Source organism: Algoriphagus zhangzhouensis (genome assembly GCF_900148515.1).
GTDB lineage: Bacteria > Bacteroidota > Bacteroidia > Cytophagales > Cyclobacteriaceae > Algoriphagus > Algoriphagus zhangzhouensis.
In genome coordinates this window covers 364,814-390,441 of record NZ_FRXN01000001.1, presented here as the reverse complement: position 1 = coordinate 390,441, position 25,628 = coordinate 364,814, and the positions used below count along the sequence as shown (strand labels likewise).

Below are 25,628 nucleotides of genomic sequence, written 5' to 3'. Positions count from 1 at the left end.
CAAAAGTTTTACCCCCTTAGAATTACACCATTATGTCAAATAAAGATTTGAAAATCATATACATGGGAACTCCTGAGTTTGCGGTTCCTTCCTTGGATAAATTAGTAGAAAACGGCTGGAATGTCGTAGCAGTGATCACTGCTCCTGACAAACCAAAAGGAAGAGGTCAAAAACTTATTCCTTCTCCAGTCAAAGAAGCCGCTTTGAAGCATGAGATTCCCGTCTTACAACCTACCAATTTAAAGTCCCCAGAATTTCTGGAAGAACTGAAGTCTTACCAGGCAGACCTTCAGATTGTAGTTGCTTTTAGGATGCTACCAGAAGTGGTTTGGAGCATGCCTCCTCTGGGCACTTTCAACCTTCACGCATCATTGCTACCAAATTATAGAGGTGCAGCTCCTATCAATTGGGCGATTATTAATGGTGAAAAAGAAACGGGAGTTACTACCTTTTTCTTAAAGCATGAAATTGATACTGGATCAATTATTCATCAGGAAAAAACTCCGATCCTTCCGGAAGAAAGTTTGGGTGAGGTATATGAAAAATTGATGAATATCGGCTCGGAATTGGTTGTCAAAACAGTTGAAGACATTGCCAAAGGAGAAGTCAATCCACTTCCTCAAGACGAAAGCAAGGCGCTTCATCACGCTCCGAAGATATTCAAAGAGACATGTAAAATAGATTGGGAAAACTCTGCTGAATCAATACATAATTTGGTAAGAGGACTTTCTCCCTATCCTGCAGCTTGGACTGAATTGGAAGGAAAAGTCTGTAAAATCTACCAATCCAAAGTATTTAAGACTGACCTTTCAAGTATCCCAGGAAAGATCTATACCGACGAAAAAACCTATTTGAGAATGGGAACCTCAGCCGGACAGTTGGAAATTTTGGAACTTCAATTGGAAGGTAAGAAAAGGATGAAAACTGAAGATTTTCTACGTGGCTATAAGTTCAGCTAATCTTTTAAAATACATATTTTTGCACTTTATATTTTTGACTGTTCTCTATTTTTTTAGAACTTGTCTCCTGACTTACAAACTTTTACACTCTATGAAAAAGATAAACACTTTGATATTGCTTCTACTTTTTTCTTTAACCTTTGAGGCAGAAGCACAATTCATCAAAAAAATCCAAAAAGCAGCTGAGAGAGGGGCGCAAAATGCGATAGAAAAACGCGCAGAAAAAGAAGCTGAGAAGATGGTCCAAAAGCAACTTGAAAAACAGTTGGGTAGTATCTATGGAACAGATGATGACGGAAACCCTATAAATATTGATATGGAGTCCATTCTATCTGGAATGGGTGAAGATGTCGCAATTGCAGATGAGTATAATTTCCTTGGGTTTATGGTTCTTCAATTAGATGCCACTGAAAAAAATGGAAAGAAAGACGATCCAGTTTTCATCAAATCATTGATGGGTTCAAGTACTGATTTCACAGGTATGGAAATTCAGGATCCTAAAAATCCGCAAGTAGTTACCACCATGGTTTTTGATACACCAAATCAAGCCAGTGTATTATTTATGGATAATGATGGTGAGAAAAGCTCATTTGCATACAAACTTGACCTAGATGGTATGACAGATATGACCGATGAGGAGATTGATCAAAACATTGAAGAAAAAGATGTGGTTTTAGAAAAAACCGGAAACACAAAAGACATCCTTGGTTATACCTGCGAAGAGTATCATGTAAAAAGTGAAGATGGAGAAGGCTATTATTGGACTACTACTGAACCTATAGATGGAGTAAATTCATTTTGGGGTATGAATAGCCCATTCATGAAGCAAGGAGCACAGGAAAAATATCAAAAGCATTTCAAAGACATTCCTAATGGGAATTTTATGGAAATGACCTATACATCCACTGATGGATCCAAGGTAGACATGAAAGTCATTGAAATAGAACCTGATAGTCCCAAATCATTTACTTCGGCGGATTATCCCAACGTCATGCAAGCCATGAAACAGCAATAAAAACGAAAAAAGGAGGTTCAAACACCTCCTTTTTTTATATCCAACTTATCAAACAAAAGCTTTTTTTAACCATCATACCCCAGTAAATTCAGGCTCAGCTATACAATGATGGAAATAATATTAATCGCTGCAGTCGCTAAGAATAGAGTTATTGGAAAAGGCAATGACCTTGTGTGGAAGCTCCCTGAGGATTTCAAGAGATTCAAGGCTATCACTTCGGGAAACTATATTCTGATGGGAAGAAAGACCTTTGAATCACTAGGTAAACCTCTACCCAACCGAACTCACCTAGTCATCACTCGAGATTCAAGCTATTCGGTGCCTGAAGGTCACCACACTTTCTCCTCCATAGAGGATGCAGTTACTTATGCTCAAAAAGCAGATGCTGGCAAATTATACGTCATCGGAGGGGGAGAAATCTACAAACAATCTCTTCAGATAGCTGATAAAATGAACCTGACTGAAGTTGATGCAGAGCCAGAAGGCGACACCTATTTCCCTGAATTCAGCAAAGAAAATTGGAAGGAAACCTTTAGAGAGTTTCACCCAGCAGACGAAAGGCATGAGTATTCATTTTCCTTTGTAGACTACGAAAAAGTGAAAAAATGAACACTTCCAAAGAGGTAATCTGGATTACTGGGGCATCTTCTGGAATCGGTGAAGCATGTGTTTATCTTTTTAATTCCAAAGGATATAAAGTCATTCTTTCGGCTAGAAATGAAAAAGAGTTGACTAGAGTTAAAGAAGCTTGCTCAAATCCCCAAAACGCTAAGATTTTACCTTTAGATCTTTCTCAAACTGATAAAGCAACTGAATTAGTCCACGAGGCTGTTCAGCTTTTCGGAAAAGTCGATATTCTATTTCAAAACGGAGGAATAAGCCAACGATCCTTGGTGACAGAAACTCAATTGGAAGTTGACAGAAAACTTATGGAAGTCAATTTCTTTGGCACTGTAGCTTTGACTAAGGCCATTCTCCCTTATTTCATAGAAAATAAAAAGGGTCATTTTGGAGTTGTAACTAGTCTAGTAGGAAAATTTGGAACCCCTTACCGATCTTCCTATGCCGCTTCCAAACATGCCCTTCATGGCTTTTTTGAATCATTAAGAGCTGAATGCTATGAAGATGGGATATTGGTAACGATGATTTGCCCAGGCTTTATCAAGACACAGGTTTCAGTCAATGCCTTGACCGGAGATGGCACTGCTCTGAACCAAATGGATGATGCACAAGCGAATGGGATGGAAGCGAAAGAATGCGCGGAGCAAATTTTTTCAGCAATTCGCAAACAAAAAGAGGAAGTATTGATTGGAGGTAAGGAGATCTTTGGTGTTTATATCAAAAGATTCTTCCCTTCATTATTTACCAAATACTTAAAAAAAGCAAAAGTCAGATAATCATATGAAACTGATCAAAGCAGAAATCATAGCCATTGGAGACGAGCTCCTATATGGACAAATCATGGATACCAATAGCCACTGGATCTCCCAACAATTGGATTTGAAAGGCGTAAAAGTCGCACATAAAACAACAGTCGGAGACAATAGGAATGATATCCTAGATGCTTTTTCGCAAGCTGAAAAGAGAGTCGATTTGATTCTAATCACAGGAGGTTTGGGTCCAACTCAAGATGATTTGACCAAACCCCTAATGGCTGAATATTTTGGCTGTCCCATCGTGGAAGTTCCGGAAGCGGTCTCCGCAATTACCGAGTTTTTCAAAAAAAGAGGAAGAGAAATGACCCCTTTGAATACGCTTCAAGGTCACCTTCCTGCTTGTTGTGAATATGTACCAAATCCAGCTGGAACAGCCCCAGGAATGTGGTTTGAAAGAAATGGAACCTATTGGATGTCTATGCCAGGGGTTCCTCATGAGATGAAGCGATTGATGAATGATTTTGTTCTACCGAAACTTCCTGAGATTTTTGAGCTTCCTGTGATTTATCACAAAGTGGTCAAAACTGTAGGAATTGGTGAGAGCTGGTTAGCAGACTTAATTGCAGACTGGGAAAATGCATTGCCAGATCATATTCGTTTGGCATATTTGCCCTCTCTAGGACAGGTGAAATTAAGGCTAACAGCTTTTGGAACTAATCTCATTGAACTTCAGGAACAGGTAGAGCAACAGATCAGCTTAATTTTCCCAAGAATTGGTAAATATGTTTTCGGATACAATGAAGAAACCCTCGAAACAGCCATTGGAAAGCTTTTGAAGAAAAGCGGGAAAACCCTAGCTTTGGCAGAGAGCTGTTCCGGAGGATATATTTCCCATTTGATTACCTCAGTCCCTGGAAGCAGCAATTATTTCCAAGGTTCTATCGTCCCATATCACAATCAATTCAAGCAGGAAATATTGGGAGTAAAGGCCGAAACATTGGAAAAATATGGAGCTGTCAGTGAAGAAACGGTTCATGAAATGTCTGAAGGGGTTCGTAAAATTTTCCATTCAGATTTTGGACTAGCTTCAAGTGGAGTCGCAGGACCTGATGGTGGATCAGAAGAAAAACCTGTCGGTACAGTCTGGATTGCTTGTGCAGGAGAGAATGGAACGGTTACAAAAAAACTCCAATTGACCCAAGATAGATTGCTGAATATTCAATTAACTGGCGTTGCTGTTTTAAATTTATTAAGAGTTCAGCTTTCCAGTGATGACAAATAAAATTTTAAACCATAGGTTTGTTTGATAGTTTTATAAAATTTAATTTTAAAACTTAAACATTAACCCAATTAAATACCAAAGATAGTATGGCAAGTGTAGAAATGCTTATGCCCAAAATGGGAGAAAGTATCATAGAAGGGACCATTCTCACCTGGTTGAAAAAAGAGGGAGACAGCATCGAGCAGGATGAATCTGTCTTGGAAGTAGCTACTGATAAGGTAGATACGGAAGTTCCTGCCACACATGCAGGTGTCCTCAAAAAGATCTTGGTGAAAGAAGGCGACGTCGTCGCTGTGGGTGCTCCTATTGCCATTATCGAAGCGGAAAATGGAAGTGTAGAAGCTTTACCGGCATCAAAGCCTGAAGAAAGCGCTAACACACCAAAAGAAGAATTAATTGCTTCAGCTCCAGCAAACACATCTGCTATCTTGGAAGAAGCTCATGCTTCTCCAGCTTCAAACGACTCTAGGTTCTATTCGCCTCTTGTTAAAAGCATAGCTAAAGAGGAAGGAATTGATGCCAATGAACTGGCTAAAATTCCTGGAACTGGGAAAGAAGGTCGAGTGACCAAGCAGGATATGTTGAATTACTTGGATAACAGATCACAAAAAACGGTTGCTGCTCCAGTAAATACACCCGCACCTTCCATTGCAGAACCAAAAGTTCAAGTCAGTATCTCAGCAACTGATGAGATCATCGAAATGGACAGAATGCGTAAGATGATTGCTCAAAGAATGGTCGATTCCAAGCGTATTTCTGCACATGTGACTTCTTTTGTAGAAGCCGACATGACGAATATTGTTCTTTGGAGAGAAAAGAGCAAAACTGCTTATCGCGCTAAATATGGTGAGTCCATTACCTATACTCCATTTTTCATTGAAGCAATAGCTCGTGCTATTCGTGACTTCCCAATGATCAATATCTCAATAGACGGAGATAAAATCATCAAGAAGAAAGATATCAATGTGGGAATGGCAGTGGCATTACCATCCGGAAATCTAATCGTTCCTGTGATCAAAAATGCAGACCAACTGAACCTGGTTGGAGTATCCAAAAAAGTAAATGACCTGGCTAATAGAGCTAGAAACAATAAATTGACTGCAGATGATTTAGCAGGTGGAACATACACCGTTTCAAATGTCGGTTCATTTGGTAACGTCATGGGTACACCTATTATCCCACAGCCTCAAGTAGCGATCATGGCTGTTGGTGCAATCGTGAAAAAGCCAGCAGTTGTCGAAACTCCAACTGGAGATGTAATTGCGATCCGCCATAAAATGTTCTTATCTCATTCCTATGATCACCGAGTAGTGGATGGATCATTGGGAGGTATGTTTGTAAGGCGTGTGGCCGATTATCTCGAAGCATTTGACATGAACTCAACGTTCTAAAAAATGAAAGCCCTCAAATGAGGGCTTTTTTATTGCTCTTTCCTTAGGCTCTTTCCCTGATTTTTTTGGAATAGAAATTCAACCTATCTGCCAATACTGCTAGTCGAATCGGTTTGGTCAAATAATCATCCATTCCGGCCTCAATAGCTTTCATATAATCATCATCAAAGACATTTGCTGAAAGCCCAATGATGATCAAATCCCTTTTATTTGGGAGTTTTCTGATTTCTGTAGATGCCTCAAGTCCATTCATGACAGGCATCTGAACATCCATAAGAACTATATCGAATTCGCTTGCTTTGACTTTTTCCAAAGCGTCTTTTCCATTCCTCGCAACTTCATGTTTGAAACCTAGCTGATCCAACATCAACAGCATCAATTGAAGATTGAGATCATTATCTTCTGTCAATAATATTTTCAAAGGATTATTCTTTCCACTTTCTTTTATCTCAGCCCACGAAGGCTCTTTAGAAACTGGTGAAATATCATTCTCATTAACTTTTTGAACTAAAATAGAAAATTGAAAAACAGAACCGACCCCTTCTTCACTTTGGATTTCCAATTCACCTCCCATCATTTCCAAAAGCTTCTTGGCAATTGCCAAACCTAAACCAGTTCCTTGATAATTCCTTGTTGCGGAACTATCAATCTGGTAAAATGGATCACTCAATTTTTCTATCAGGTCGTTAGAAATACCTATTCCGGTATCTTTGACTGAGCAATTCAAAAAGTAACTATCACCATTAACCTGATCGATTGATAACTCCACATCCACTTTCCCATTCTCTGGAGTAAACTTAATCGCATTCCCGACTAAATTCAAAAAGATCTGGTTCAGCTTTATTTTATCACCTTCTATTAAAAATGGGGATTCAGAAGGTTTTTTGAAGGAAAATTCAATTTGCTTTTGGGAAGCTAAGCCAAGAAGAGTTTGAGATTGACTTTCCAATTCCTTTATCGGGTCAAATACTTCTTTCAGAATCTCTATTTTACCAGCTTCAATTTTGGAGTAATCTAAAATATCCTTGATAATACCTAAAAGAGTATTTCCTGAGTTTTTGACAATATCAACATACTGTTTCTGGATTTTACTCAAATTGGTTTGTTCCAATAAATCGATGATCCCCAATAAACCATTCATTGGAGTACGGATTTCATGACTCATATTGGCCAAGAATTCTGATTTAGCCTTAGAAGCTTGATCTGCCGCGTTCATTGCATCCATCAGTCCTTTTTCCCAAATCTTTTGGCCAGTAATATCTTTGGAAATGGACATCATTCGCTCAGAATCCAAAGGAAAAAATCTCATTTCATAATGCTTTTCCCTTGATGAAGTAGCCCACTTTACATTGATAGTCTGTATAGTTTTACTTTCTCTGGCATCATTGAAAGTATTTCTTATCGAATCAGTAAGTGAAGGCTGAACAAAATCCTCCAATTTTTTCCCTAAAGGATCCTTACCGATATCATCTATATTTTCCTTCTCAATACCATGATAATCAATCACAACACCTTGATTATCATATATAAAAATAGGATCTGGAATATTACCGATTAAAGTTCTAAGGCGAGTTTCACTTTCTTGAAGATGAATCCTAGATTGGTATTGCTCAGTGATATCCGTACAGATACCCATTCCTCCATTGAATCGGCCTATCTTATCAAAAAGCAGTTTTTCAAATAGTTTAAGCCTAATTTTCTTTCCGTTTGGTTTTACAAAATCATATTCCAGATCGATCAAATCTCGACCTTCTTGAAGGGCAGCTAAAATTTTCTCTTTGACATCAATCGCTCCTGGGTGTGAAAATTCATTTTGGAAGACAGCCATAAATTCTTGCTGAGAATGGCCTAATGTTTCTTCAACCTCTTTACTAACACGAGTCATATTTCCTTTATAATCATGAAAGAAAAAGAAGCCCCTCAATTCATGCAGCAACAACCCTTGCTGATCAAATAAATCCTGAATTTCTTTAATGTTTTTATCCTGAACTCGTTGGAAATCCAGGCTATTTTTGAGCGATACTACAAAGAACCCAATAGTCGCAACTAATAAGAAAACAAAGCCTAGAAATAGAAAAAAGTAGGTTTTATAGATACCGCTGGTAAGGCCCTCTGTAGGAACAGCAAAAATCAAGGTACCACTCCTATTTGAAAGAATAAAGCTAAAAGGATATTGTGCTATTATTCCAGTAATTTCCTCCCCCTTATTTTTCCAAGAGGCTTCATAGAATCCTTTTAAGCCCAAAGCCATATCCTCGATCAAAGGCTCTATTTGTTCATGATTTAACTCAATGGAGGTATTGCTTAGAGGGACAAGCTCCTCATCAAAAATCATAAACTTCCCACCACCGGGATTAACGTAATAATTGGATATATAGCTTTTGGTATATGAGATCAAATCTAGCGAATACAGCACCCTAAAGCCTTTTTTTCCAAGAATCAGGTTTGAAAACTCTTTATTTTCTGACATCGGAAATGACTCTTCCGACTGGGTTCTAAAAAAGTCATTTCGCTCATTCATGGTAAAAACCAAAACCGAATCCTGCATATCTACCCAGATGGAATCCAGTAAATTAGGGAAGGCATAAAAGAGTCTCCGTGCAGTGTAAGTAAACTCTTCATCATAGTCATCCAACTCATGCCCGGGATCTTCGAGGTAAGTAATGATTTCTTTGGACTCATCCTCAAACCTTCTTACTTCCAACTCAAGCCCTCTTGCAGCTAGCTCTGTTTGTTTGTTCAAAAAGTCTTTTCTGGAATCTATTTGGGTATTGAATATTGCGGTGAAAAAGCTCAATCCCAAAATGATAACCAAGAGAACCAAAACTGAACCTATGACCAAGGTCAGCCAAAAATCATTTCTTATGGAATAACTTTTCCTCATTAATTGTCAAAATTGATTTTTATGGCATACCAATCTATTAGACTAAATCGCATACACATGGCATTCGTCAAGAACCCTTCCTCTATAAATTCAAAATTATCCTGATTCTCCAATAGGAAAGCCTTCGCCATTGCCCTTACTTCTTTGCTTTTGCTGCTGAATAGGTTAAAATCAGAAATTCTAAAATTATCAGATTGAATGGTCTCTCTATAAACATGATTTTTAAGAGGAGGCATACTTAAAGCCTCGATTGCCGTAGCATTGCCTCCAACAATGTCCCCCTTTCCAGTTACTATTAAATAATCACCATTTAAATCCTCTAAAAATTCCTGAATAAAATTATCAATGGTAATATCTAAGCCAACAACAGCTGAAAGGAAATCTTGGTCATATATAGGATGCACTAAAGACAATATCCAACCTTTTCCGGCAGGGTCAACATAAGGATCTAATATCCATTTAGAGCCTTTGCTGGGGTTATGTTCTAAATCTGCCTCATAGAAAAAATTAAAGGCTGTCACATCCAAATCTGGATCCAAAATATTGGCAACATCATACGCGGGAAAAACCCTAGAAATTTGGCTTGCAGAATTGGAATAGAGCTGAGTTATTAAATCGTATTTATAATATAGGTCTGCAAAAGCACTATCTAAACCGTTGGTATATCGGACCTCATCTCTCGCTTTATTAAAATCAGGCGTAGTTGTCAGGATTATAACAGAACTTAATAATGAATCTGAGTCTGGTGTATTGTTAGAATACACTCCTGAAAACTGGTATTTATCCTTTGTTATTTTCTGTAGGATATTCTCCTTATTAAGGACCAACGAATCATAAAAATCTGCAAGTAAATCCATCTCTTCCATTAAAACATTGCCTTGTTTTTCTATGGAAGAAATTAATACTGTCAATTTTTCTTTGTCTTCAGATAATGAATGAGTTTTATCCTCAGAACAAGAAAAAATTAAAAGAAGAAAAATAATAAATGGGATTAATCCGGGTTTCATTGCCAGTGCTTTGGTGGAAATTAAAGATTTTCCACCTGAGCACGAAATGAATTCCCCATTTCATCAAATCTTTGTTTCACTTTTTGAAAAAATTCACCTTCCAAAAAGGCATCTAATTCACTCTCTTCTATTACGTCCAATTCATTCAATTTGAATGTTTGTTCCATTGGACCCAATTCATATTTGATGATGTATTTATTGTTCCAGGAGAAAATGCTCACACGCACTTCCCCCTGAATCAATTCCTTGACGACTCTCATGGTCTTTGAATCTCTGAGCTATAAGTGATATTTGACTTCAAAGATGAAGCTACAGAGCAATATTTATCAACCGAAAGCGCCACTACTTTGGCAAACTCTTCCTCTTTGGAATCTGGAGAGACCAAGATGAATTTCAAATGAATATCTGTGTAAAAAGCAGGAACTCCATCATTTCTATCTCCCTCTACCTCCACTTTCATATCCACTACTTCACGTCTTTTCTTTTTCATCATCAACACAGCGTCAACAGAGGCACAGCTTCCCAAAGCAGTAAGTAGCAAATCCATCGGGGACTGAGCTTTCTTTTCAGCTGGATCATACATGTCGATTTGAACAACATTTCCCTGAGGATTCACTGATTCATACTCATAATCCGCCTTCATTGTGACGGTCACATTTCTTTTTGCCATTTCTTGATTTAATTAATTTATCACTAAGCCATTTCGGCCTAATAAAGTTCATTACATATTTCTTCTATATTGCCCACCAACCTCATACAAGGCATTCGTAATCTGTCCCAAAGAGCAATATTTCGCTGCATCCATTAGTTTTTCAAAAACATTTTCATTGGAAACTGCTGCTTTCTTCAAAGCCATCAATTGTGCTTCTTCTTTGCCTTTGTAAGCCTGATGAAGACTATTTAATGTTTGAATTTGGGCTTCTTTCTCTTCTTGGGTTGCACGGATCACTTCACCAGGAATGATTGTAGGCGATCCTTCACTAGAGAGGAATGTATTCACACCAATTATCGGATATTCCCCTGTATGTTTTAGCATTTCATAGTGAAGGCTTTCTTCCTGGATTTTTCCACGCTGATACATGGTTTCCATAGCACCTAACACTCCACCTCTTTCAGTGATTCTATCGAATTCAGCATAAACAGCTTCCTCCACCAAATCTGTCAATTCTTCAATAATAAAGGCCCCTTGAAGCGGGTTTTCATTTTTCGCCAATCCCAATTCCTTATTGATAATCAACTGAATTGCCATCGCCCTTCTAACCGAAGCTTCGGTCGGAGTTGTAATCGCTTCATCATAAGCATTGGTATGAAGAGAGTTACAGTTGTCATAAATCGCATACAACGCCTGAAGCGTGGTACGGATATCATTGAAATCAATCTCCTGAGCGTGTAATGATCTACCAGAAGTCTGAATATGGTATTTCAGCATCTGGGATCTTTCATTCGCTCCATATTTCAACTTCATTGCCTTCGCCCAGATTCTTCTTGCCACTCGACCGATCACAGCGTATTCAGGATCGATACCATTTGAGAAAAAGAAAGAAAGATTTGGCGCAAAATCATTCACATCCATTCCTCTGGAAACATAGTACTCTACATAGGTAAAGCCATTGGAAAGAGTTAATGCCAACTGGGTAATTGGATTGGCTCCAGCCTCTGCGATGTGATATCCAGAAATAGAAACTGAATAGAAATTTCTGACTTTGTTATCAATAAAATATTGCTGCACATCCCCCATCAATCGTAGAGAGAACTCAGTGGAGAAAATACAAGTATTCTGCGCCTGATCTTCTTTCAAAATATCAGCCTGAACGGTTCCTCTTACTTTGGCGATTGTCTCATGCTTGATTTTGGAATAAACATCAGCAGGCAAAACCTGATCTCCTGTCACTCCCAAAAGCATCAAACCCAAACCATTATTTCCTTCAGGAATAACTCCTTGATAAGTTGGTCTTGGAGTGCCTTTTTCTTTATAAATAGCCTCAATTTTGGCTTCAACTTCTTCAACCAACCCATTTTCTTTGATGTAAACTTCGCATTGTTGATCAATAGCAGCATTTAAGAAAAAGGCTGTCATGGTTGCTGCAGGACCATTAATGGTCATGGATACGGATGTCAATGGATCTACCAAATTGAAACCTGAATAAAGCTTTTTGGCATCATCCAGACAACAAACGTTCACTCCGGAGTTTCCTATCTTACCATAGATATCAGGTCTATAATCTGGATCTTCACCATAAAGAGTCACTGAGTCAAAAGCAGTAGAGAGACGCTTTGCAGGCATGTCTTTAGAGACATAGTGAAAACGTTTATTGGTACGCTCCGGACCACCTTCACCGGCAAACATCCTAGTTGGGTCCTCTCCTTCTCTTTTGAATGGAAAAACACCTGCTGTAAACGGAAATTTACCAGGAACATTTTCTCTCAAGCCCCACTTCAACAATTCACCCCAAGCTTCATATTTTGGAAGTGAAACCTTCGGAATTCTGCTTTCAGAAAGGGAAGTATGGTAAGTTTTGATTTTGATTTCCTTGTCACGAACTTTGAAAACATAATAATCCTCAGAATACCTAGCTGCTTCCTCAGACCAGTCCTCTAGCCATTTTTTATTCTTTGGATCCAAATTCAACTCTACTTGAGCATAAACTTCATCCAATTCTTTAATCAAACGATCCTTATCCGCCACAGCGGTATTCAAAATTGCCTCTTTGGACTTTTTGATTGAATACAATTGCTGGGCTATTTCCTTTTGCTCTTCAACCCAACGATCGTAGCTTCTGTTATTTTCAGTGATTTCACTGAGGTAGCGTGTTCGAGCTGGTGGGATGATATAGATTTTCTCAGAAGTTCCCCCAGACAATTCAAATGAAGACTCCCAACCACCAAACTTAGAATCAACTTCCGCGATGATAGCTCGATAAAGCTGATTCATTCCAGGATCATTGAACTGAGATGCGATGGTACCAAATACTGGCAAATCCTCTTCTTTGGCATCCCAAAGATTATGGTTTCGTTTGTATTGCTTTTTGACATCACGAATTGCATCCAAAGCTCCTCTCTTGTCAAACTTGTTTAGAGCAATAATATCAGCAAAGTCTAGCATGTCGATCTTCTCCAATTGAGAAGCCGCTCCATATTCTGGAGTCATGACATACAAGGAAAGGTCAGAATGCTCAATGATTTCTGTATCAGATTGACCGATTCCAGAAGTTTCCAAAATCACCAAATCAAAACCTGATGCTTTTACAGTATCTACTGCATCCTGAACATATCTGGAAAGAGCCAAATTTGATTGACGAGTTGCCAATGAACGCATGAAAACCCGAGGATGATGAATAGAATTCATTCGGATTCTATCTCCCAAAAGTGCTCCACCCGTTTTTCTTTTTGACGGATCTACTGAAATAATAGCTAGCGATTTATCCTCAAAATCCAACAAAAACCTTCTCACCAATTCATCTACCAAAGAGGATTTCCCTGCTCCACCTGTTCCTGTAATTCCAAGGATTGGTGTTTTAGAAGCTTTGGATTTATCTCTTACAGACTCCAATAGCTGAGCAGACTCTTCAGGGAAGTTTTCAAAAGATGAAATCAATCTAGCTACGCCTTTTTTGTCATCTTTGGAATATTCTAGATCCAAAGGAGTATCTTTTCCAACAGGAAAATCAGCTCGGCCCACCAAATCGTTGATCATGCCTTGAAGTCCCATAGATCTTCCATCATCTGGAGAATAAATTCTGGAAATCCCATAGTCATGAAGTTCTTGAATTTCCTCTGGAAGAATCGTTCCTCCTCCTCCACCAAAGATCTTGATATGCTCAGCCCCTTTCTCTTTCAAAAGGTCAAACATGTATTTGAAAAACTCCACATGGCCACCTTGATATGAAGTAATGGCAATAGCCTGTACATCTTCCTGAATAGCACAATCGACAATTTCCTGAACTGACCTATTATGCCCCAAATGGATCACCTCACATCCAGTGGACTGAATGATCCTTCTCATAATATTAATAGCAGCATCATGCCCGTCAAAAAGGGATGCAGCTGTTACGATTCTAATGTGGTTTTTGGGTTTATAGATCTCCGCTTGGGTAGTCATACTTAAGGGTTTACACTTTCCATCATTTCTGCCCTAGGGCTTTCCAGAGGGCATTTTTACACCTGCGAATATAGCAAAATAAAAGGTGGGCAAACTCATTTATTCTACACAAAACAAAATATTCTTTGGCAAGCAATCAGAGAAATCAATCTGGCACTTGATTTTTGTCAGGTTTATTTCTGAACTTAAGAAGGATCTTTGAAAAAAATAACGCTACCACCATGATCAACTATACCAGTCCTGAAGAAGCTGTAAAAATAATTGAAAGTCACCAGCGAGTCTTTATCCATGGAAGTGCTGCCACACCAACCACCTGTATCAATGCTTTGGCTGCGCGGAAAGACGAACTGAAAAATGTAGAGATTGTAGCCATCACCACTTTAGGCGATATGCCTCTGGTCGCTCCCGAATGCAAAGGGAGTTTTTTCATGAATTCTCTGTTCGTTTCTGCCAATGTCAGAGAAGCGGTCAACTCTGATCAAGGTGGCTATGTTCCTATCTTTTTGAGTGAAATTGGGCATTTGTTTAGAAACAAGATTCTATCGGTAGATGTAGCCATCATTCAAGTTTCTGAGCCTGATGCTCATGGGTTTTGCTCTTTAGGAACATCAGTGGACATCGCTCGACCAGCAGTTGACACTGCTAGATTTATCATCGCCCAAGTCAACAAGCAAATGCCAAGAACTCATGGTGACGGTCATGTCCATTGTTCCAAATTCACCTGCGCAGTTTATGTGGATGAGCCGCTGCCGGAAGTAAATTATGCGGAGAAAATCACCGAAAAAGAAATTCAAATTGGGAGACACATCGCCTCATTAATTGAAGATCGGTCCACCCTCCAAATGGGAATTGGGGCAATTCCAGATGCAGTTTTAAATTCCCTTCATCATCATAAGGATTTGGGGGTCCATACAGAAATGTTTTCCAATGGAATTCTAGACCTGATGAAATCCGGTGCAGTAACCAACGCTTTTAAGAAAAAACATCCGGGAAAAGTTGTATCAGCTTTTACAGCAGGTTCCCAACAACTCTATCGGGAAATCCATGACAATCCGGAATTCTCTTTTCATGAGGCTGCTTATGTCAATGATACTGCAGTCATACGTAAAAATCCGAAAGTAGTCTCCATCAACTCCTGTGTCGAAATGGATTTAACTGGACAGGTTTGTGCTGATTCTATTGGCAGTTATCACTATTCAGGAGTAGGCGGACAAATGGACTTTATGAGAGGTGCAGCTCTTTCTGTAGGTGGAAAACCGATTATGGCATTGACTTCTACAACCAAGAGAGGCGCATCCAAAATAGTCCCTTTCCTAAAAGAAGGTGCTGGAGTCGTAACCACAAGGGCTCACATGCAGTATGTAGTCACCGAATTCGGAATAGCCAATCTTTATGGGAAAAACCTCCGTCAACGTTCTTATGAACTGATGCGAATCGCCCATCCTGACCATCAGGAGATGTTGGAAAGGGCCATAGTCGAACGCTACGGAAGCTTTATCTATCCTTTTAGATGATTCTTTGGCTTTTTTAATTTTTGGATTTTGAAATATTCTCCTTCTCATTAGTTTAGCAGAATATTCAAACCCAAAAAACCTATGTCTTCTAATAGATACGTCTTTTTCATCTCCATCACGGCTGCACTTGGTGGCTTCTTATTCGGCTTTGATACAGCTGTAATTTCAGGTGCAGAGCGCGCCATCCAGGAAGTTTGGCAACTCAGCGATTGGATGCATGGACTTGCAATTGCTTCGGCTTTGTATGGAACAGTAATCGGAGCTTTATTGGGAGGAATTCCGGCAGATAAATTTGGGAGAAAGAAAAGCTTACTTTGGATTGGGATTTTTTATCTTATTTCAGCCGTTGGTTCAGGGCTTGCTTGGGATGTGACCTCATTCACTATGTTCCGATTTATCGGAGGTTTGGGAGTTGGAGCTTCCTCGGTGGTGGCTCCTATGTATATCTCTGAAATAGCTCCAGCCAAAAATCGTGGTTTACTGGTAGCTCTTTACCAATTCAACATCGTTTTTGGAATTGTGATTGCCTATCTATCTAACTTTTTGATAGGAACTGCTGATTTGCCAGAAGATTGGAGATGGATGCTAGCCGTGGAAGGAATTCCGGCTTTGATTTATTCTGCGATGATATTTAGAATCCCAGAAAGTCCACGCTACTTAATTGCCAAACTCAATCAGGAAGCTGAAGCTAGGGCCATTTTGATGCGAACAGATCCTGAGGGTGTCGAGGAAGCTATTCAATTGGCAATTGAAGAAGAAAAGCAGGTCAAAGCCAAAGCTGGTTTTGGTGTATTATTCAATAAAAAATACCTATCCAGTACCATGCTGGCAGTTATGATTGCCTTTTTCAATCAAGTTTCGGGAATCAATGCGATCATTTACTTTGCTCCACGGGTTTTTGAAATGGCTGGAATTTCTACAGAAAACGCTCTGATTTCAACAATTGGGATTGGCTTGGTCAACCTTGCAGGAACATTTTTGGGCCTCTATCTAATCGATAGATTAGGCAGGAAGAAACTCATGTACATCGGATCTGTAGGATATATCATTTCCCTTTCCCTGATGGCTTATAATTTCTTGGGACCTGGCATTCCGACCTTTTGGTTACCTATTTTCGTCTTTGGATTTATCCTATCCCATGCAATTGGACAAGGCTCTGTGATTTGGGTATTCATTTCTGAAATGTTCCCCAATGAACTTCGAGCCTATGGGCAATCTTTAGGTTCATTTACGCATTGGATTTTAGCTGCTGTCATTGCCAATGTTTTCCCATTCTTCGCAAACCAATTTGGTCCAGGTTACATTTTCGCATTCTTCATGCTCATGATGGTTTGGCAGCTACTTTGGGTTAAATTTAAAATGCCAGAAACCAAAGGAAGATCTCTAGAGGAAATTCAAAAAGAACTACACCAAAACTATGGCACATAAAGTAATTGTATTTGGGGAAATGCTTTGGGATTGCCTTCCCTCGGGTGCAAAACCCGGAGGGGCTCCTATGAATGTCGCGCTTAATCTTCATCAGTTAGGGATAGATACTCGGCTGATATCTGCAATCGGAAATGATGAGAATGGTAAAAAGCTCCTATCTTATTATAAAAGCTTTGGAATAAGTGAAGAACTCATTCAAATCAATCCAGATCATGCCACTTCCCAAGTATTGGTGGATAGTTCGGATCCAGAAAACATCAAGTACACGATTCTTCCTGATGTTGCCTGGGATTACATTACAATAAAAGAAGATGCTAAAACAGCTGTAGGATCCTCTGAAGCGTTTGTTTTTGGAACGCTTGGTGTTAGAAATAAAACCAGCCTTCAAACACTTTTAGAGCTACTGCATCAAGCAAACCTAAAAGTCTTTGATGCCAACTTACGGCCTCCTTTTTATGACTTCGAGATCATAGAAACTCTTCTTGGTTTCACTGATATTCTAAAAATCAATGAGGATGAGCTGGAAATATTTGCTGACTATTTTAACACTGATCCTGAACCAAAAAGCCTTTGTCAGTTCCTCGACAAGAACTTTCCAATAGATATCATCTGCATCACTCTTGGTTCCAAAGGCGCGTTGATTTATCAAAACGGATCTATTTTTCACCACAAGGGGTATAAAATTCAAGTTAAAGACACCATTGGTGCGGGAGACGCATTCCTAAGTGGTTTTATTTGGAGCCTCCTAGAAAAGAAAAGTCCTGAACAAATTTTGGATTTCGCATGCAAAATCGGAGCTTATATGGCAACTCAAGAAGGTGGTGCTCCTAAATACAAAAGATCAGATATCGAAAAAATTACCTAAAGCAATCCCACTTCTTCAAGGATATTACCATTTATCCCTTTTTGCAACTTTGTTTCACTTTTTCTAGTTTAATGCTCTGAAGGACTCTATTTTTGTGTCGTGAAGAAAATTAAACACCCTTTTCTACTCCTACTCATCGCCATTGGACTATCGAATGTCTTAATGGCTCAAAATTGTAATCTATCCATCCGTGGGAAGGTGATTCATTTGGAAAACAATGAGTCAATTCCCGGAGCCTATATATGGATAGAGGAAATCAAAAATGGAGCAGTCACCGATCTAGACGGAAACTTTCAGGTGAAAAACCTATGTCCAGGAACCTATACCATCAGAATACAATACCTTGGACATGAAGACATTAACGACACCATAAATATTCAAAACAATTCTTTCAACAAAACTTACCGTATGAAAGAAGGTTCCTTGGATTTATCTGGTGTTGAAGTCCACGGCCACAAGGATGCAGTACAAACCACAACAGCTATCACCGCTCTTTATGGAGAAGATCTTCTTGAAGCACGTGGCGAATCTCTTGGAGAAAGTTTGAAAAGAGTGGCTGGTGTCACCACTTTTTCAACAGGAAACAGCATCGCAAAGCCCGTGATCCACGGTATGCACTCCAACAGAATTATGATCTTGAATAATGGGGTAAGATTGGAAGGTCAGCAATGGGGTGCCGAACATGCTCCTGAAATTGATCCATTCTTAGCCGATGAAATCACTGTGATCAAAGGAGCTGAAACGGTCCGATTTGGTCCTGAGGCTATGGGAGGAGTTATTTTAGTAAATCCTGGTGCTTTACCTACCAAAAAGGAAAGCACAACAGACCTATACCTGGTTGGTGCAACCAATGGAAGAATGGGGAATATTTCTGTCAAACATCAAGGTGGATCTGGGAAAATTCAAGGACTGGGCTATAGAATCCAAGGTTCTGCCAAGCGAGCTGGAAATATCCAAAGCCCTGAATATTATCAAAGAAATACCGGTTTAAGCGAATTGAATTTCTCTGGAACTTTGGGATATACTGGTAAAAATCTCGGAACTGAACTCTATTACAGTTATTTCAATACCGAATTGGGAATCCTAAGTGATGCACACACTGGAAACCTAACTGATTTGGAAGCAATCATTGCCAATGGAAGGCCATTTGTTGAAGGAGATTTTACCTACGATATCATCAATCCCAAGCAAAAAGTATCTCATCAACTTCTCAAATTCAAATCTCACTACCATATCAATTCCAACTGGAAAGCAAACCTTCAATATGGTTTTCAATCCAATCATAGACAGGAATTTGACAAAAGAAGAGGTGATTTGAATGAGCAGGCTAGTCTGGACTTGGAGTTATTCACCAACACCCTGGATCTTTTTGTAGATCATACGCATGAAAATAATTTCAGTGGTACCTGGGGTGTCAATTTGATTCAACAAGCCAATAGTAATGTTCCCGGAACCGGTGTGACTCCATTGATTCCAAATTACGATATGCTCAATGCAGGAATCTATGGAATGGAGAAGCTTTCCAAAGGTCCTTTGGAGGTGGAAGCTGGTGCCCGATTTGATTATAGAACAGTATCTACAGCCAGATACATTGGAAATGATCTGCAGCAAAGTGATTTAACCTATAAAAACTTTACAGCATTCCTCGGGGCCTATTATCAGATCAGCAATAGCTTCACCATTTCTTCCAATTTAGGTTCTGCCTGGAGACCACCTAATGTTAATGAGCTTTTCTCTCAGGGACTACATCACGGAGCAGCTGCTGTGGAAATAGGTGATGAAAACTTATTGTCAGAAAAGTCTCTGAAATGGGTCAATTCATTAGAGTTTTCAGATCAAAAAGCGAGTTTTGAGTTAACCGGATACCTGAACCGGATTCAAAATTACATTTACCTGAATCCTACAGGTGATACCTATGTAAGCTTAAGAGGCACATTTAATGTCTATGAATATTTACAGGCCAATGCCTTTTTCTACGGAGTTGATTTCTCTGGAAGCTATGAATTCAACAAGAAATTCAGTGGCTATTTGAAAGGCTCCATTATCCGAGCCAGAAATACTGAAGACGACACTTATTTCCCTTTTATTCCATCAGACCGAATGGACTGGGGATTGGCTTACAAAGTCGGTGAGGATGGCAAATCTCATAAATTCACCTTGAGCAATATGTTAGTGGCCAAGCAAACCAGAGTTCCTGATTTTGATTTGGCCCCAGCCCCACCAGCTTATGCGCTATTTAACTTTAGTTATCTAAAAGCTATGCCTGTTGGTGAAAACAAATTGAATCTAGGCTTACAGGTCCAAAACCTACTGAATACCAACTATAAAGAATATATGAATCGCTTCCGTTACTTCACTGATGATATCGGAAGAAACATCACAATTAAAATCAATTATCAATTTTAACACTCTATGAAAACTTACCAAAAACTACCTTTTTTAGCCCTTTCTGCTGCAGTTATCTCAATGAGTTCTTGTTCTTCTGAAGATCCGGTTCCTGAAAATGACGGTGAAGTGATTACCGATGTGACACTTGTATTCACAGAATTAGATGAATCAGGAGCTACTGTTGGAAGCCCATTTAGCTTTTCGGCATCTGATTCTGAAGGAATCGAAGTGGGCACTTCACCTGAGGTCGATGATGTGACTTTGGAGGCAGGAAAAACCTACCAAATGGAAATCGAAGTAGGGAACTCCATCGCTGGTGAAGACATCACAGAAGAAATCCTTGAAGAGTCTGACGAGCATCAATTCTTTTTCTTAGGTTCTGCATTTGTAGGTACCACAGCTCCACTTTCCTACAGCTATGATGACGAAGGCGGTATCAACCTGGGAGTAAAAGGGATTGTCGTTGTAGAAGCTAGCCCTGCATTAAATACAGGAAACCTTAGAATAGTCTTAAGACATGATTTGAATAAAGACTTTGAAGGTGCTGACAATCCAAGTTTCGAGAATTTTGTCAATGCAGGCGGAGAAACTGATTTAGATATCACTTTCCCTTTGATATTAAACTAAGCCAACCAATCACAAAAAAGGGGGATGAAATAATTCATCCCCCTTTTTTTATGTTTTTTTCTTTAAAAGTCCTTTCCACAAATAGCCATTTGCTCCCGATCAAACTCCATGGAATGTCCCAAAGCTCCGATATTTCCTGCAACAAGAATAGTCTCATAATCTGGGCCATCACTTGCAAGGTGAACTTTAACATGGCCTTTGAAACCTAAAATTTCATCATATAACAACCTGTTCCCATCTGTTAGTTGTTCCAATACCGTGGTACTTTCCAGATCATGGGCATCTACTGGATTTAGCATAAATGCTATTTGAGCATTGGGAGTATCATAACCTCCAAAATGTAAATGGGCAGGATATTGAGTATCGCGATCTCCTCTTTCACCTTCCATTCGGATACTAAGCTCCAAATTCCCTCCTATCAATTCTTTGATCGTGACTAAACCAGTATAATTAAAGTCAGAAGCCTGAAACAACTGATATTGTACCTGGTTGCCCGTATATTTATCTGAAGCTGTATCGGTGCAGGAAAAGAATCCTATTGCAACGATCAGCCCAAGCAACAACTTTTTCATGGTTTTGGTAGATTTCTGACGTATAGGCTATTATTTATATTTCTCTAAGATTAATATTCAAAAGCGATGAAACTAATCTTTTGATATTTTTCTACAAAATAATTCATTATAAGCACTAAATCATTGAATTTCCAATAATTAACATTTAGCGCATAAACATGTTTTATTTTTTAAACTATAGTTTAGTCGTATATGTGATGCTTATTTAATACTCCATTAACGAAAGAAATTGTCAATTTGCGACAATCTTATGTAGGTTTCTATATTCCACTTTATCTTCAACAATAGCTTCATAAAATTGTATACTTCCAATCAATGTTGGACCCAAGATTACAAATAGGACTTTCTTATTTTCAGAATAAAGGCTGGGAAGCATTCCCATTCCAAATTCAAGCTTGGAATGATTATCTAGATGGAAAATCTGGTCTTTTAAATGCTCCTACCGGTTCTGGAAAAACCTTCGCTCTTTGGTTTCCGGTCCTCATGGATTTTATCAATCAAAATCCTCAATATTGGAAAACAAAGAAGAACAATGGGCTTCAACTAATTTGGGTGACTCCTCTTAGAGCTTTGGCTCAGGATATCCAAAAAGCCATGCAAGAAGTCTGCGATCAGATTGGTTTACCTTGGCGAGTGGCCGTTAGGAATGGAGATACAGATGCAAAAACGAGAGCCGCATTAAAGGCAAGACCACCCGAAGTTTTGATCACCACTCCGGAAACATTGCATATTCTGATCTCACAAAAAGGGCATCAAGATTTGTTTCAAACTCTCCAAACAGTAGTGGTGGATGAATGGCATGAATTGATTGGAAACAAACGAGGTGTTCAGGTTCAATTAGCCCTAGAATACATTCAAGACCTCTGTCCAAATCAATTTAGACGCTGGGCTATTTCTGCAACGATTGGCAATTTGGAAGAAGCTGCAAAAGCCCTTTTAGGAAAAGATCTTCCCATTCATATCATCAAAGCAGATCTGGGTAAGGAGATTTTAATAGAGTCAGTATTTCCTGATGAAATTGAAAAGTATCCATGGTCAGGACATTTGGGAATTCGGCTTTTGGACAAAGTGATTCCTATTATAGAATCGGCTAAAACAGTTTTGCTTTTTACAAACACTCGGTCCCAGACAGAGATTTGGTACCAAAAAATTCTGGAAGCAAGACCTGATTGGGCCGGCTGGATTGCCATGCATCACGGATCCTTGGATATGACAGTAAGAAGCTGGGTTGAACAATCGCTTCATGAAGGCAAACTGAAACTGGTGGTTTGTACATCAAGTTTGGATTTAGGGGTGGATTTTCGTCCTGTAGACAAGGTGATCCAAGTAGGAAGTCCCAAAGGAGTAGCTCGATTCATTCAACGTGCCGGACGGGCAGGTCATCAGCCGGGTTTACCCTCCAAAATCTACTTTGTCCCCACCAATTCCTTAGAATTGATTGAGGCAGCTGCACTTCGAAAAGCAGTTGAAAAAGGAGAAATGGAATCTCAATTTGCCCCCCTCCTTTCTTATGATGTCTTGATCCAGTTTTTAGTCACTCTCGCAGTTGGTGAGGGTTTTACGCCGGATCATATTTTCCCTATCGTTCAAAGGACTTATTCTTATTCAGAACTAAAAGTGGAAGAAATGAATTGGGTTATGGAATTTATAACTGTGGGTGGTAGCACATTGGGAAATTATGAAGATTTCCTGAAAGTGATTTTGGATGAAGATGGAATCAACCGGGTAAAAAACAAGAAGATCGCCATGAAGCATCGGCTTTCAATGGGAACCATCGTTTCCGAGGCCATGATGAAGGTCAAGTTTAAAAACGGGGCCTATCTGGGAAGTGTAGAGGAATATTTTATTTCTAAAATGAAAATTGGAGATCGCTTCTTCTTTGCTGGAAGATCATTGGAGCTTTTACAAATCCGGGACATGAATGCCATAGTCAAAGTCAGTGAAAAGCAATCTAAAAATGTAGTCTCTTGGATGGGGGCACGAATGTCTCTTTCTTCCATGCTTTCTGAACAAATCCTAAAAATTCTAGAGGCCTACAATTTGGGGATTCATGATTCAGAAGAAGTCACTCGAATCCTTCCCATTCTGGATCTTCAAAGCAAGCTTTCGATTGTGCCAGATCGAAATACTTTCCTGATAGAGTCGCATCAAAGCCAACAGGGATATCATCTTTTCTTTTATCCCTTTGAAGGAAGAATGATGCATGAATTGATGAGTGCATTGATTGCTTATCGGATATCCCAAAGTCAGCCTATTTCTTTTAATATGGCAATGAATGACTATGGTTTTGAACTGCTTTCTGATGTTCCAATTGCTATTGAGGAAATTTTGGAAGAGGATATTTTCTCACTGAAAAATCTAGAAAATGATGTCCTTCAATGTGTCAATGAAAGCGAAATGACTAGAAGAAAATTTAGAGAAATAGCCAGTATCGCTGGATTGGTTTTTCAAGGATATCCTGGCAAACCGACGACTTTCAAGCACATTCAGGCAAATTCCAGCCTACTCTTTCAAGTTTTCGAACAGTATGATCCACAAAATCTGTTGCTCAAACAGGCCCACAATGAGGCTTTGAACCAACAGATGGATCAGGATAAATTTATCAAGGCAATCCAGAAGATCAATAGAAATCGAATTGTGGTCAATCGGCCGGTTCAGTTCACTCCGTTTTCATTCCCAATCATGGTGGATAGATTGAGTAGAACCAGTATCACCTCAGAAAGCTTAGAGGACCGAATAGTAAAAATTCAGGCCCAATTCGCAGTTCAGGATTAATTGGCTCTCCAGAAGAAAGGAGTAAATAAAATCAGGATTGTAAACAGCTCCAATCTTCCCAAAAGCATGATAAATGATAGGAATACTTTAGCAGAGCCTGAGAAAAAGGCAAAATTATCGACAGGACCAACATTTCCTATTGCCGGACCGACATTCCCCAAACAGGTAGCAACAGCTCCCAAGGAAGTTGGTAAATCATATCCCATCAAGGAAAGTACCAAAGCCCCAATCACAAATGTTAGCAAGTAGATCAACAGGAAGTTCATTATGTGTGTGATGATTCTTCCAGTAACTCTGTCACCGTTGATAATCAATGGAACCACCGCCCTAGGGTGAACCAATCGCTTAAATTCAAGCCAGGAATTCTTCACGAAAGTCAGATGTCTTACAAACTTGATCCCACCTGCAGTAGATCCAGCAGATCCCCCCAAAAAGAGAAGCATAAAAAACACGAAAGTAGCCCCTTGACCATATTGGGTATAATCGTCTGTCACAAACCCAGTGGTAGTAACCAGAGACACAACTTGGAACATGGACTTTCGGAAGGCCAGCTCATAATCTACGCCTCCTTTGTTGATGATCGGATAAAACAAAATGACTGAAAATGCCAACAAGGCAAAAGCGTAGGTTTTAAACTCATCACTTTGTAAAACCCTTTTGAATTTCCCGATCAATCCAAAATAAATGACTGTAAAATTTGTACCGGCCAAGAACATAAAGAATATGGCCACATACTGGATAAATGCCGAATCATAATAGGCCATGGATGAGTTTTTGGTTGAAAACCCTCCAGTAGCCATTGTCGTCAATGCATGATTGATCGCATCAAAGAAAGTCATTCCCCCTACCCAATAAAGCAATGTTGCAGCTACTGTCAAGCCTACATACAAATACCAAAGCCTTTTAGCTGTTTCTGAAATTCTTGGATGAACTTTATCGGAAGTTGGTCCAGGAGATTCTGCAACAAAAAGCTCAATCCCACCGATTCCCAACAATGGAAAAATAGCAACGGTCAAAACGATAATTCCCAAGCCTCCAATCCACTGAGTCATACTTCTCCAAAAGAGAAGCCCCTTGTCCATTGCCTCAATATCAGTTAGAATACTCGCACCAGTAGTAGTCAAACCTGACATCGTCTCAAAAAGAGCGTCTTGAAAGGATTTGATCTCAGCACTCAAAATAAATGGCAACATCCCAAAAAGGGTCATAAATACCCAACTGAGCGCCACAATAAGATATCCTTCTCTTTTACGGATATTCTGATCTTGCTTGGAAAAGGAGAAAAAGAAAATACCACCAACCACTGAGGAAATACACATGGATACCAATATTGGCCATGGATCTTCCCCAAAATAGATTGAGAAAATAACAGCAGGAACCATCAAAACCGCGATGAGCAACAAGAGTGCTCCCATGATTTTTGCTATCTCCTTGAAGTGAATCATA

At 39.3% G+C, this 25,628-nt stretch carries 19 protein-coding genes; 12 read left to right on the top strand and 7 right to left on the bottom strand.

The window, feature by feature from the left end; all coding sequences use genetic code 11:
• Positions 1-32: 32 nt before the first annotated feature.
• From fmt to BUF13_RS01620, 6 genes are all read left to right on the top strand, one after another.
• Positions 33-959, top strand: a complete 927-nt coding sequence (gene fmt / locus BUF13_RS01645) for a methionyl-tRNA formyltransferase (protein WP_073570006.1) — start codon at positions 33-35, stop codon at positions 957-959.
• Positions 960-1,050: 91 nt separating this feature from the next.
• A complete protein-coding gene (locus BUF13_RS01640; protein WP_073570005.1) occupies positions 1,051-1,974 on the top strand; it encodes a DUF4412 domain-containing protein in 924 nt (307 codons plus the stop codon).
• Between the two features lie 108 nt (positions 1,975-2,082).
• Positions 2,083-2,583: a dihydrofolate reductase gene (locus tag BUF13_RS01635; protein ID WP_073570804.1), complete on the top strand. Its 501-nt coding sequence runs from the start codon at positions 2,083-2,085 to the stop codon at positions 2,581-2,583.
• On the top strand, positions 2,580-3,371 hold the full coding sequence (locus tag BUF13_RS01630) for an SDR family oxidoreductase (RefSeq protein ID WP_073570004.1): 792 nt from the start codon (positions 2,580-2,582) through the stop codon (positions 3,369-3,371). Before BUF13_RS01635 ends, BUF13_RS01630 begins: the two co-directional genes overlap by 4 nt.
• A 4-nt stretch (positions 3,372-3,375) precedes the next feature.
• Complete coding sequence (locus tag BUF13_RS01625; RefSeq protein ID WP_073570003.1) at positions 3,376-4,632, top strand: competence/damage-inducible protein A; 1,257 nt, start codon at positions 3,376-3,378, stop codon at positions 4,630-4,632.
• Positions 4,633-4,718: 86 nt separating this feature from the next.
• Positions 4,719-6,023 carry a dihydrolipoamide acetyltransferase family protein gene (locus BUF13_RS01620; RefSeq protein ID WP_073570002.1) on the top strand — a complete coding sequence of 435 codons (1,305 nt, stop codon included), beginning with the start codon at positions 4,719-4,721 and terminating at the stop codon, positions 6,021-6,023.
• 43 nt (positions 6,024-6,066) lie between these two features.
• Here the strand turns inward: BUF13_RS01620 and BUF13_RS01615 are convergent, their stop codons facing one another.
• From BUF13_RS01615 to BUF13_RS01595, 5 genes are read right to left on the bottom strand one after another with little or no spacing between them, the layout of a single operon-like run.
• Entirely contained in the window at positions 6,067-8,907 is a 2,841-nt protein-coding gene (locus BUF13_RS01615) for a PAS domain-containing hybrid sensor histidine kinase/response regulator (RefSeq protein ID WP_073570001.1), read from the bottom strand.
• A complete protein-coding gene (locus tag BUF13_RS01610) occupies positions 8,907-9,914 on the bottom strand; it encodes a PDC sensor domain-containing protein (protein WP_073570000.1) in 1,008 nt (335 codons plus the stop codon). Before BUF13_RS01610 ends, BUF13_RS01615 begins: the two co-directional genes overlap by 1 nt.
• A gap of 20 nt (positions 9,915-9,934) precedes the next feature.
• Entirely contained in the window at positions 9,935-10,174 is a 240-nt protein-coding gene (locus BUF13_RS01605; protein ID WP_073569999.1) for a hypothetical protein, read from the bottom strand.
• Entirely contained in the window at positions 10,171-10,584 is a 414-nt protein-coding gene (locus tag BUF13_RS01600) for an OsmC family protein (RefSeq protein WP_073569998.1), read from the bottom strand. Before BUF13_RS01600 ends, BUF13_RS01605 begins: the two co-directional genes overlap by 4 nt.
• A 51-nt stretch (positions 10,585-10,635) precedes the next feature.
• On the bottom strand, positions 10,636-14,013 hold the full coding sequence (locus BUF13_RS01595) for a methylmalonyl-CoA mutase family protein (protein ID WP_073569997.1): 3,378 nt from the start codon (positions 14,011-14,013) through the stop codon (positions 10,636-10,638).
• A gap of 221 nt (positions 14,014-14,234) precedes the next feature.
• Between BUF13_RS01595 and BUF13_RS01590 the strand changes: the two genes are divergently transcribed.
• The 5 genes from BUF13_RS01590 (at position 14,235) to BUF13_RS01570 (ending at position 20,835) form a co-directional block, all read left to right on the top strand.
• The gene (locus BUF13_RS01590; protein WP_073569996.1) at positions 14,235-15,527 is read left to right on the top strand and encodes an acetyl-CoA hydrolase/transferase family protein; all 1,293 of its coding nucleotides are present in this window, start codon (positions 14,235-14,237) and stop codon (positions 15,525-15,527) included.
• Positions 15,528-15,587: 60 nt separating this feature from the next.
• On the top strand, positions 15,588-16,955 hold the full coding sequence (locus BUF13_RS01585; protein ID WP_262710356.1) for a sugar porter family MFS transporter: 1,368 nt from the start codon (positions 15,588-15,590) through the stop codon (positions 16,953-16,955).
• On the top strand, positions 16,945-17,820 hold the full coding sequence (locus BUF13_RS01580; RefSeq protein ID WP_073569994.1) for a carbohydrate kinase family protein: 876 nt from the start codon (positions 16,945-16,947) through the stop codon (positions 17,818-17,820). The genes BUF13_RS01585 and BUF13_RS01580 overlap by 11 nt, the downstream gene beginning before the upstream one ends.
• A 99-nt stretch (positions 17,821-17,919) precedes the next feature.
• On the top strand, positions 17,920-20,226 hold the full coding sequence (locus BUF13_RS01575) for a TonB-dependent receptor (protein WP_243839678.1): 2,307 nt from the start codon (positions 17,920-17,922) through the stop codon (positions 20,224-20,226).
• A gap of 6 nt (positions 20,227-20,232) precedes the next feature.
• A complete protein-coding gene (locus BUF13_RS01570; RefSeq protein ID WP_073569993.1) occupies positions 20,233-20,835 on the top strand; it encodes a hypothetical protein in 603 nt (200 codons plus the stop codon).
• A gap of 62 nt (positions 20,836-20,897) precedes the next feature.
• On the opposite strand, the gene BUF13_RS01565 is transcribed toward BUF13_RS01570, so the two are convergent.
• Positions 20,898-21,407 (bottom strand): hypothetical protein, encoded by a 510-nt coding sequence (locus tag BUF13_RS01565; RefSeq protein ID WP_073569992.1) that lies wholly within the window; start codon positions 21,405-21,407, stop codon positions 20,898-20,900.
• A gap of 315 nt (positions 21,408-21,722) precedes the next feature.
• Here BUF13_RS01565 and BUF13_RS01560 point away from each other — a divergent pair, with 315 nt between their 5' ends.
• Positions 21,723-24,182, top strand: a complete 2,460-nt coding sequence (locus tag BUF13_RS01560) for a ligase-associated DNA damage response DEXH box helicase (protein WP_073569991.1) — start codon at positions 21,723-21,725, stop codon at positions 24,180-24,182.
• On the opposite strand, the gene BUF13_RS01555 is transcribed toward BUF13_RS01560, so the two are convergent.
• A complete protein-coding gene (locus BUF13_RS01555; RefSeq protein WP_073569990.1) occupies positions 24,179-25,627 on the bottom strand; it encodes a TrkH family potassium uptake protein in 1,449 nt (482 codons plus the stop codon). The genes BUF13_RS01560 and BUF13_RS01555 overlap by 4 nt on opposite strands.
• Position 25,628 lies beyond the last annotated feature (1 nt).

What these genes read in the sequence shown, in the direction of transcription:
- fmt (WP_073570006.1), top strand. Translation starts at nt 33, where the DNA reads ATGTCAAATAAAGATTTGAAAATCATATACATGGGAACTCCTGAGTTT.
- BUF13_RS01640 (WP_073570005.1), top strand. Translation starts at nt 1,051, where the DNA reads ATGAAAAAGATAAACACTTTGATATTGCTTCTACTTTTTTCTTTAACC.
- BUF13_RS01635 (WP_073570804.1), top strand. Translation starts at nt 2,083, where the DNA reads ATGGAAATAATATTAATCGCTGCAGTCGCTAAGAATAGAGTTATTGGA.
- BUF13_RS01630 (WP_073570004.1), top strand. Translation starts at nt 2,580, where the DNA reads ATGAACACTTCCAAAGAGGTAATCTGGATTACTGGGGCATCTTCTGGA.
- BUF13_RS01625 (WP_073570003.1), top strand. Translation starts at nt 3,376, where the DNA reads ATGAAACTGATCAAAGCAGAAATCATAGCCATTGGAGACGAGCTCCTA.
- BUF13_RS01620 (WP_073570002.1), top strand. Translation starts at nt 4,719, where the DNA reads ATGGCAAGTGTAGAAATGCTTATGCCCAAAATGGGAGAAAGTATCATA.
- BUF13_RS01615 (WP_073570001.1), bottom strand. Translation starts at nt 8,907, where the DNA reads ATGAGGAAAAGTTATTCCATAAGAAATGATTTTTGGCTGACCTTGGTC.
- BUF13_RS01610 (WP_073570000.1), bottom strand. Translation starts at nt 9,914, where the DNA reads ATGAAACCCGGATTAATCCCATTTATTATTTTTCTTCTTTTAATTTTT.
- BUF13_RS01605 (WP_073569999.1), bottom strand. Translation starts at nt 10,174, where the DNA reads ATGAGAGTCGTCAAGGAATTGATTCAGGGGGAAGTGCGTGTGAGCATT.
- BUF13_RS01600 (WP_073569998.1), bottom strand. Translation starts at nt 10,584, where the DNA reads ATGGCAAAAAGAAATGTGACCGTCACAATGAAGGCGGATTATGAGTAT.
- BUF13_RS01595 (WP_073569997.1), bottom strand. Translation starts at nt 14,013, where the DNA reads ATGACTACCCAAGCGGAGATCTATAAACCCAAAAACCACATTAGAATC.
- BUF13_RS01590 (WP_073569996.1), top strand. Translation starts at nt 14,235, where the DNA reads ATGATCAACTATACCAGTCCTGAAGAAGCTGTAAAAATAATTGAAAGT.
- BUF13_RS01580 (WP_073569994.1), top strand. Translation starts at nt 16,945, where the DNA reads ATGGCACATAAAGTAATTGTATTTGGGGAAATGCTTTGGGATTGCCTT.
- BUF13_RS01570 (WP_073569993.1), top strand. Translation starts at nt 20,233, where the DNA reads ATGAAAACTTACCAAAAACTACCTTTTTTAGCCCTTTCTGCTGCAGTT.
- BUF13_RS01565 (WP_073569992.1), bottom strand. Translation starts at nt 21,407, where the DNA reads ATGAAAAAGTTGTTGCTTGGGCTGATCGTTGCAATAGGATTCTTTTCC.
- BUF13_RS01560 (WP_073569991.1), top strand. Translation starts at nt 21,723, where the DNA reads ATGTTGGACCCAAGATTACAAATAGGACTTTCTTATTTTCAGAATAAA.
- BUF13_RS01555 (WP_073569990.1), bottom strand. Translation starts at nt 25,627, where the DNA reads ATGATTCACTTCAAGGAGATAGCAAAAATCATGGGAGCACTCTTGTTG.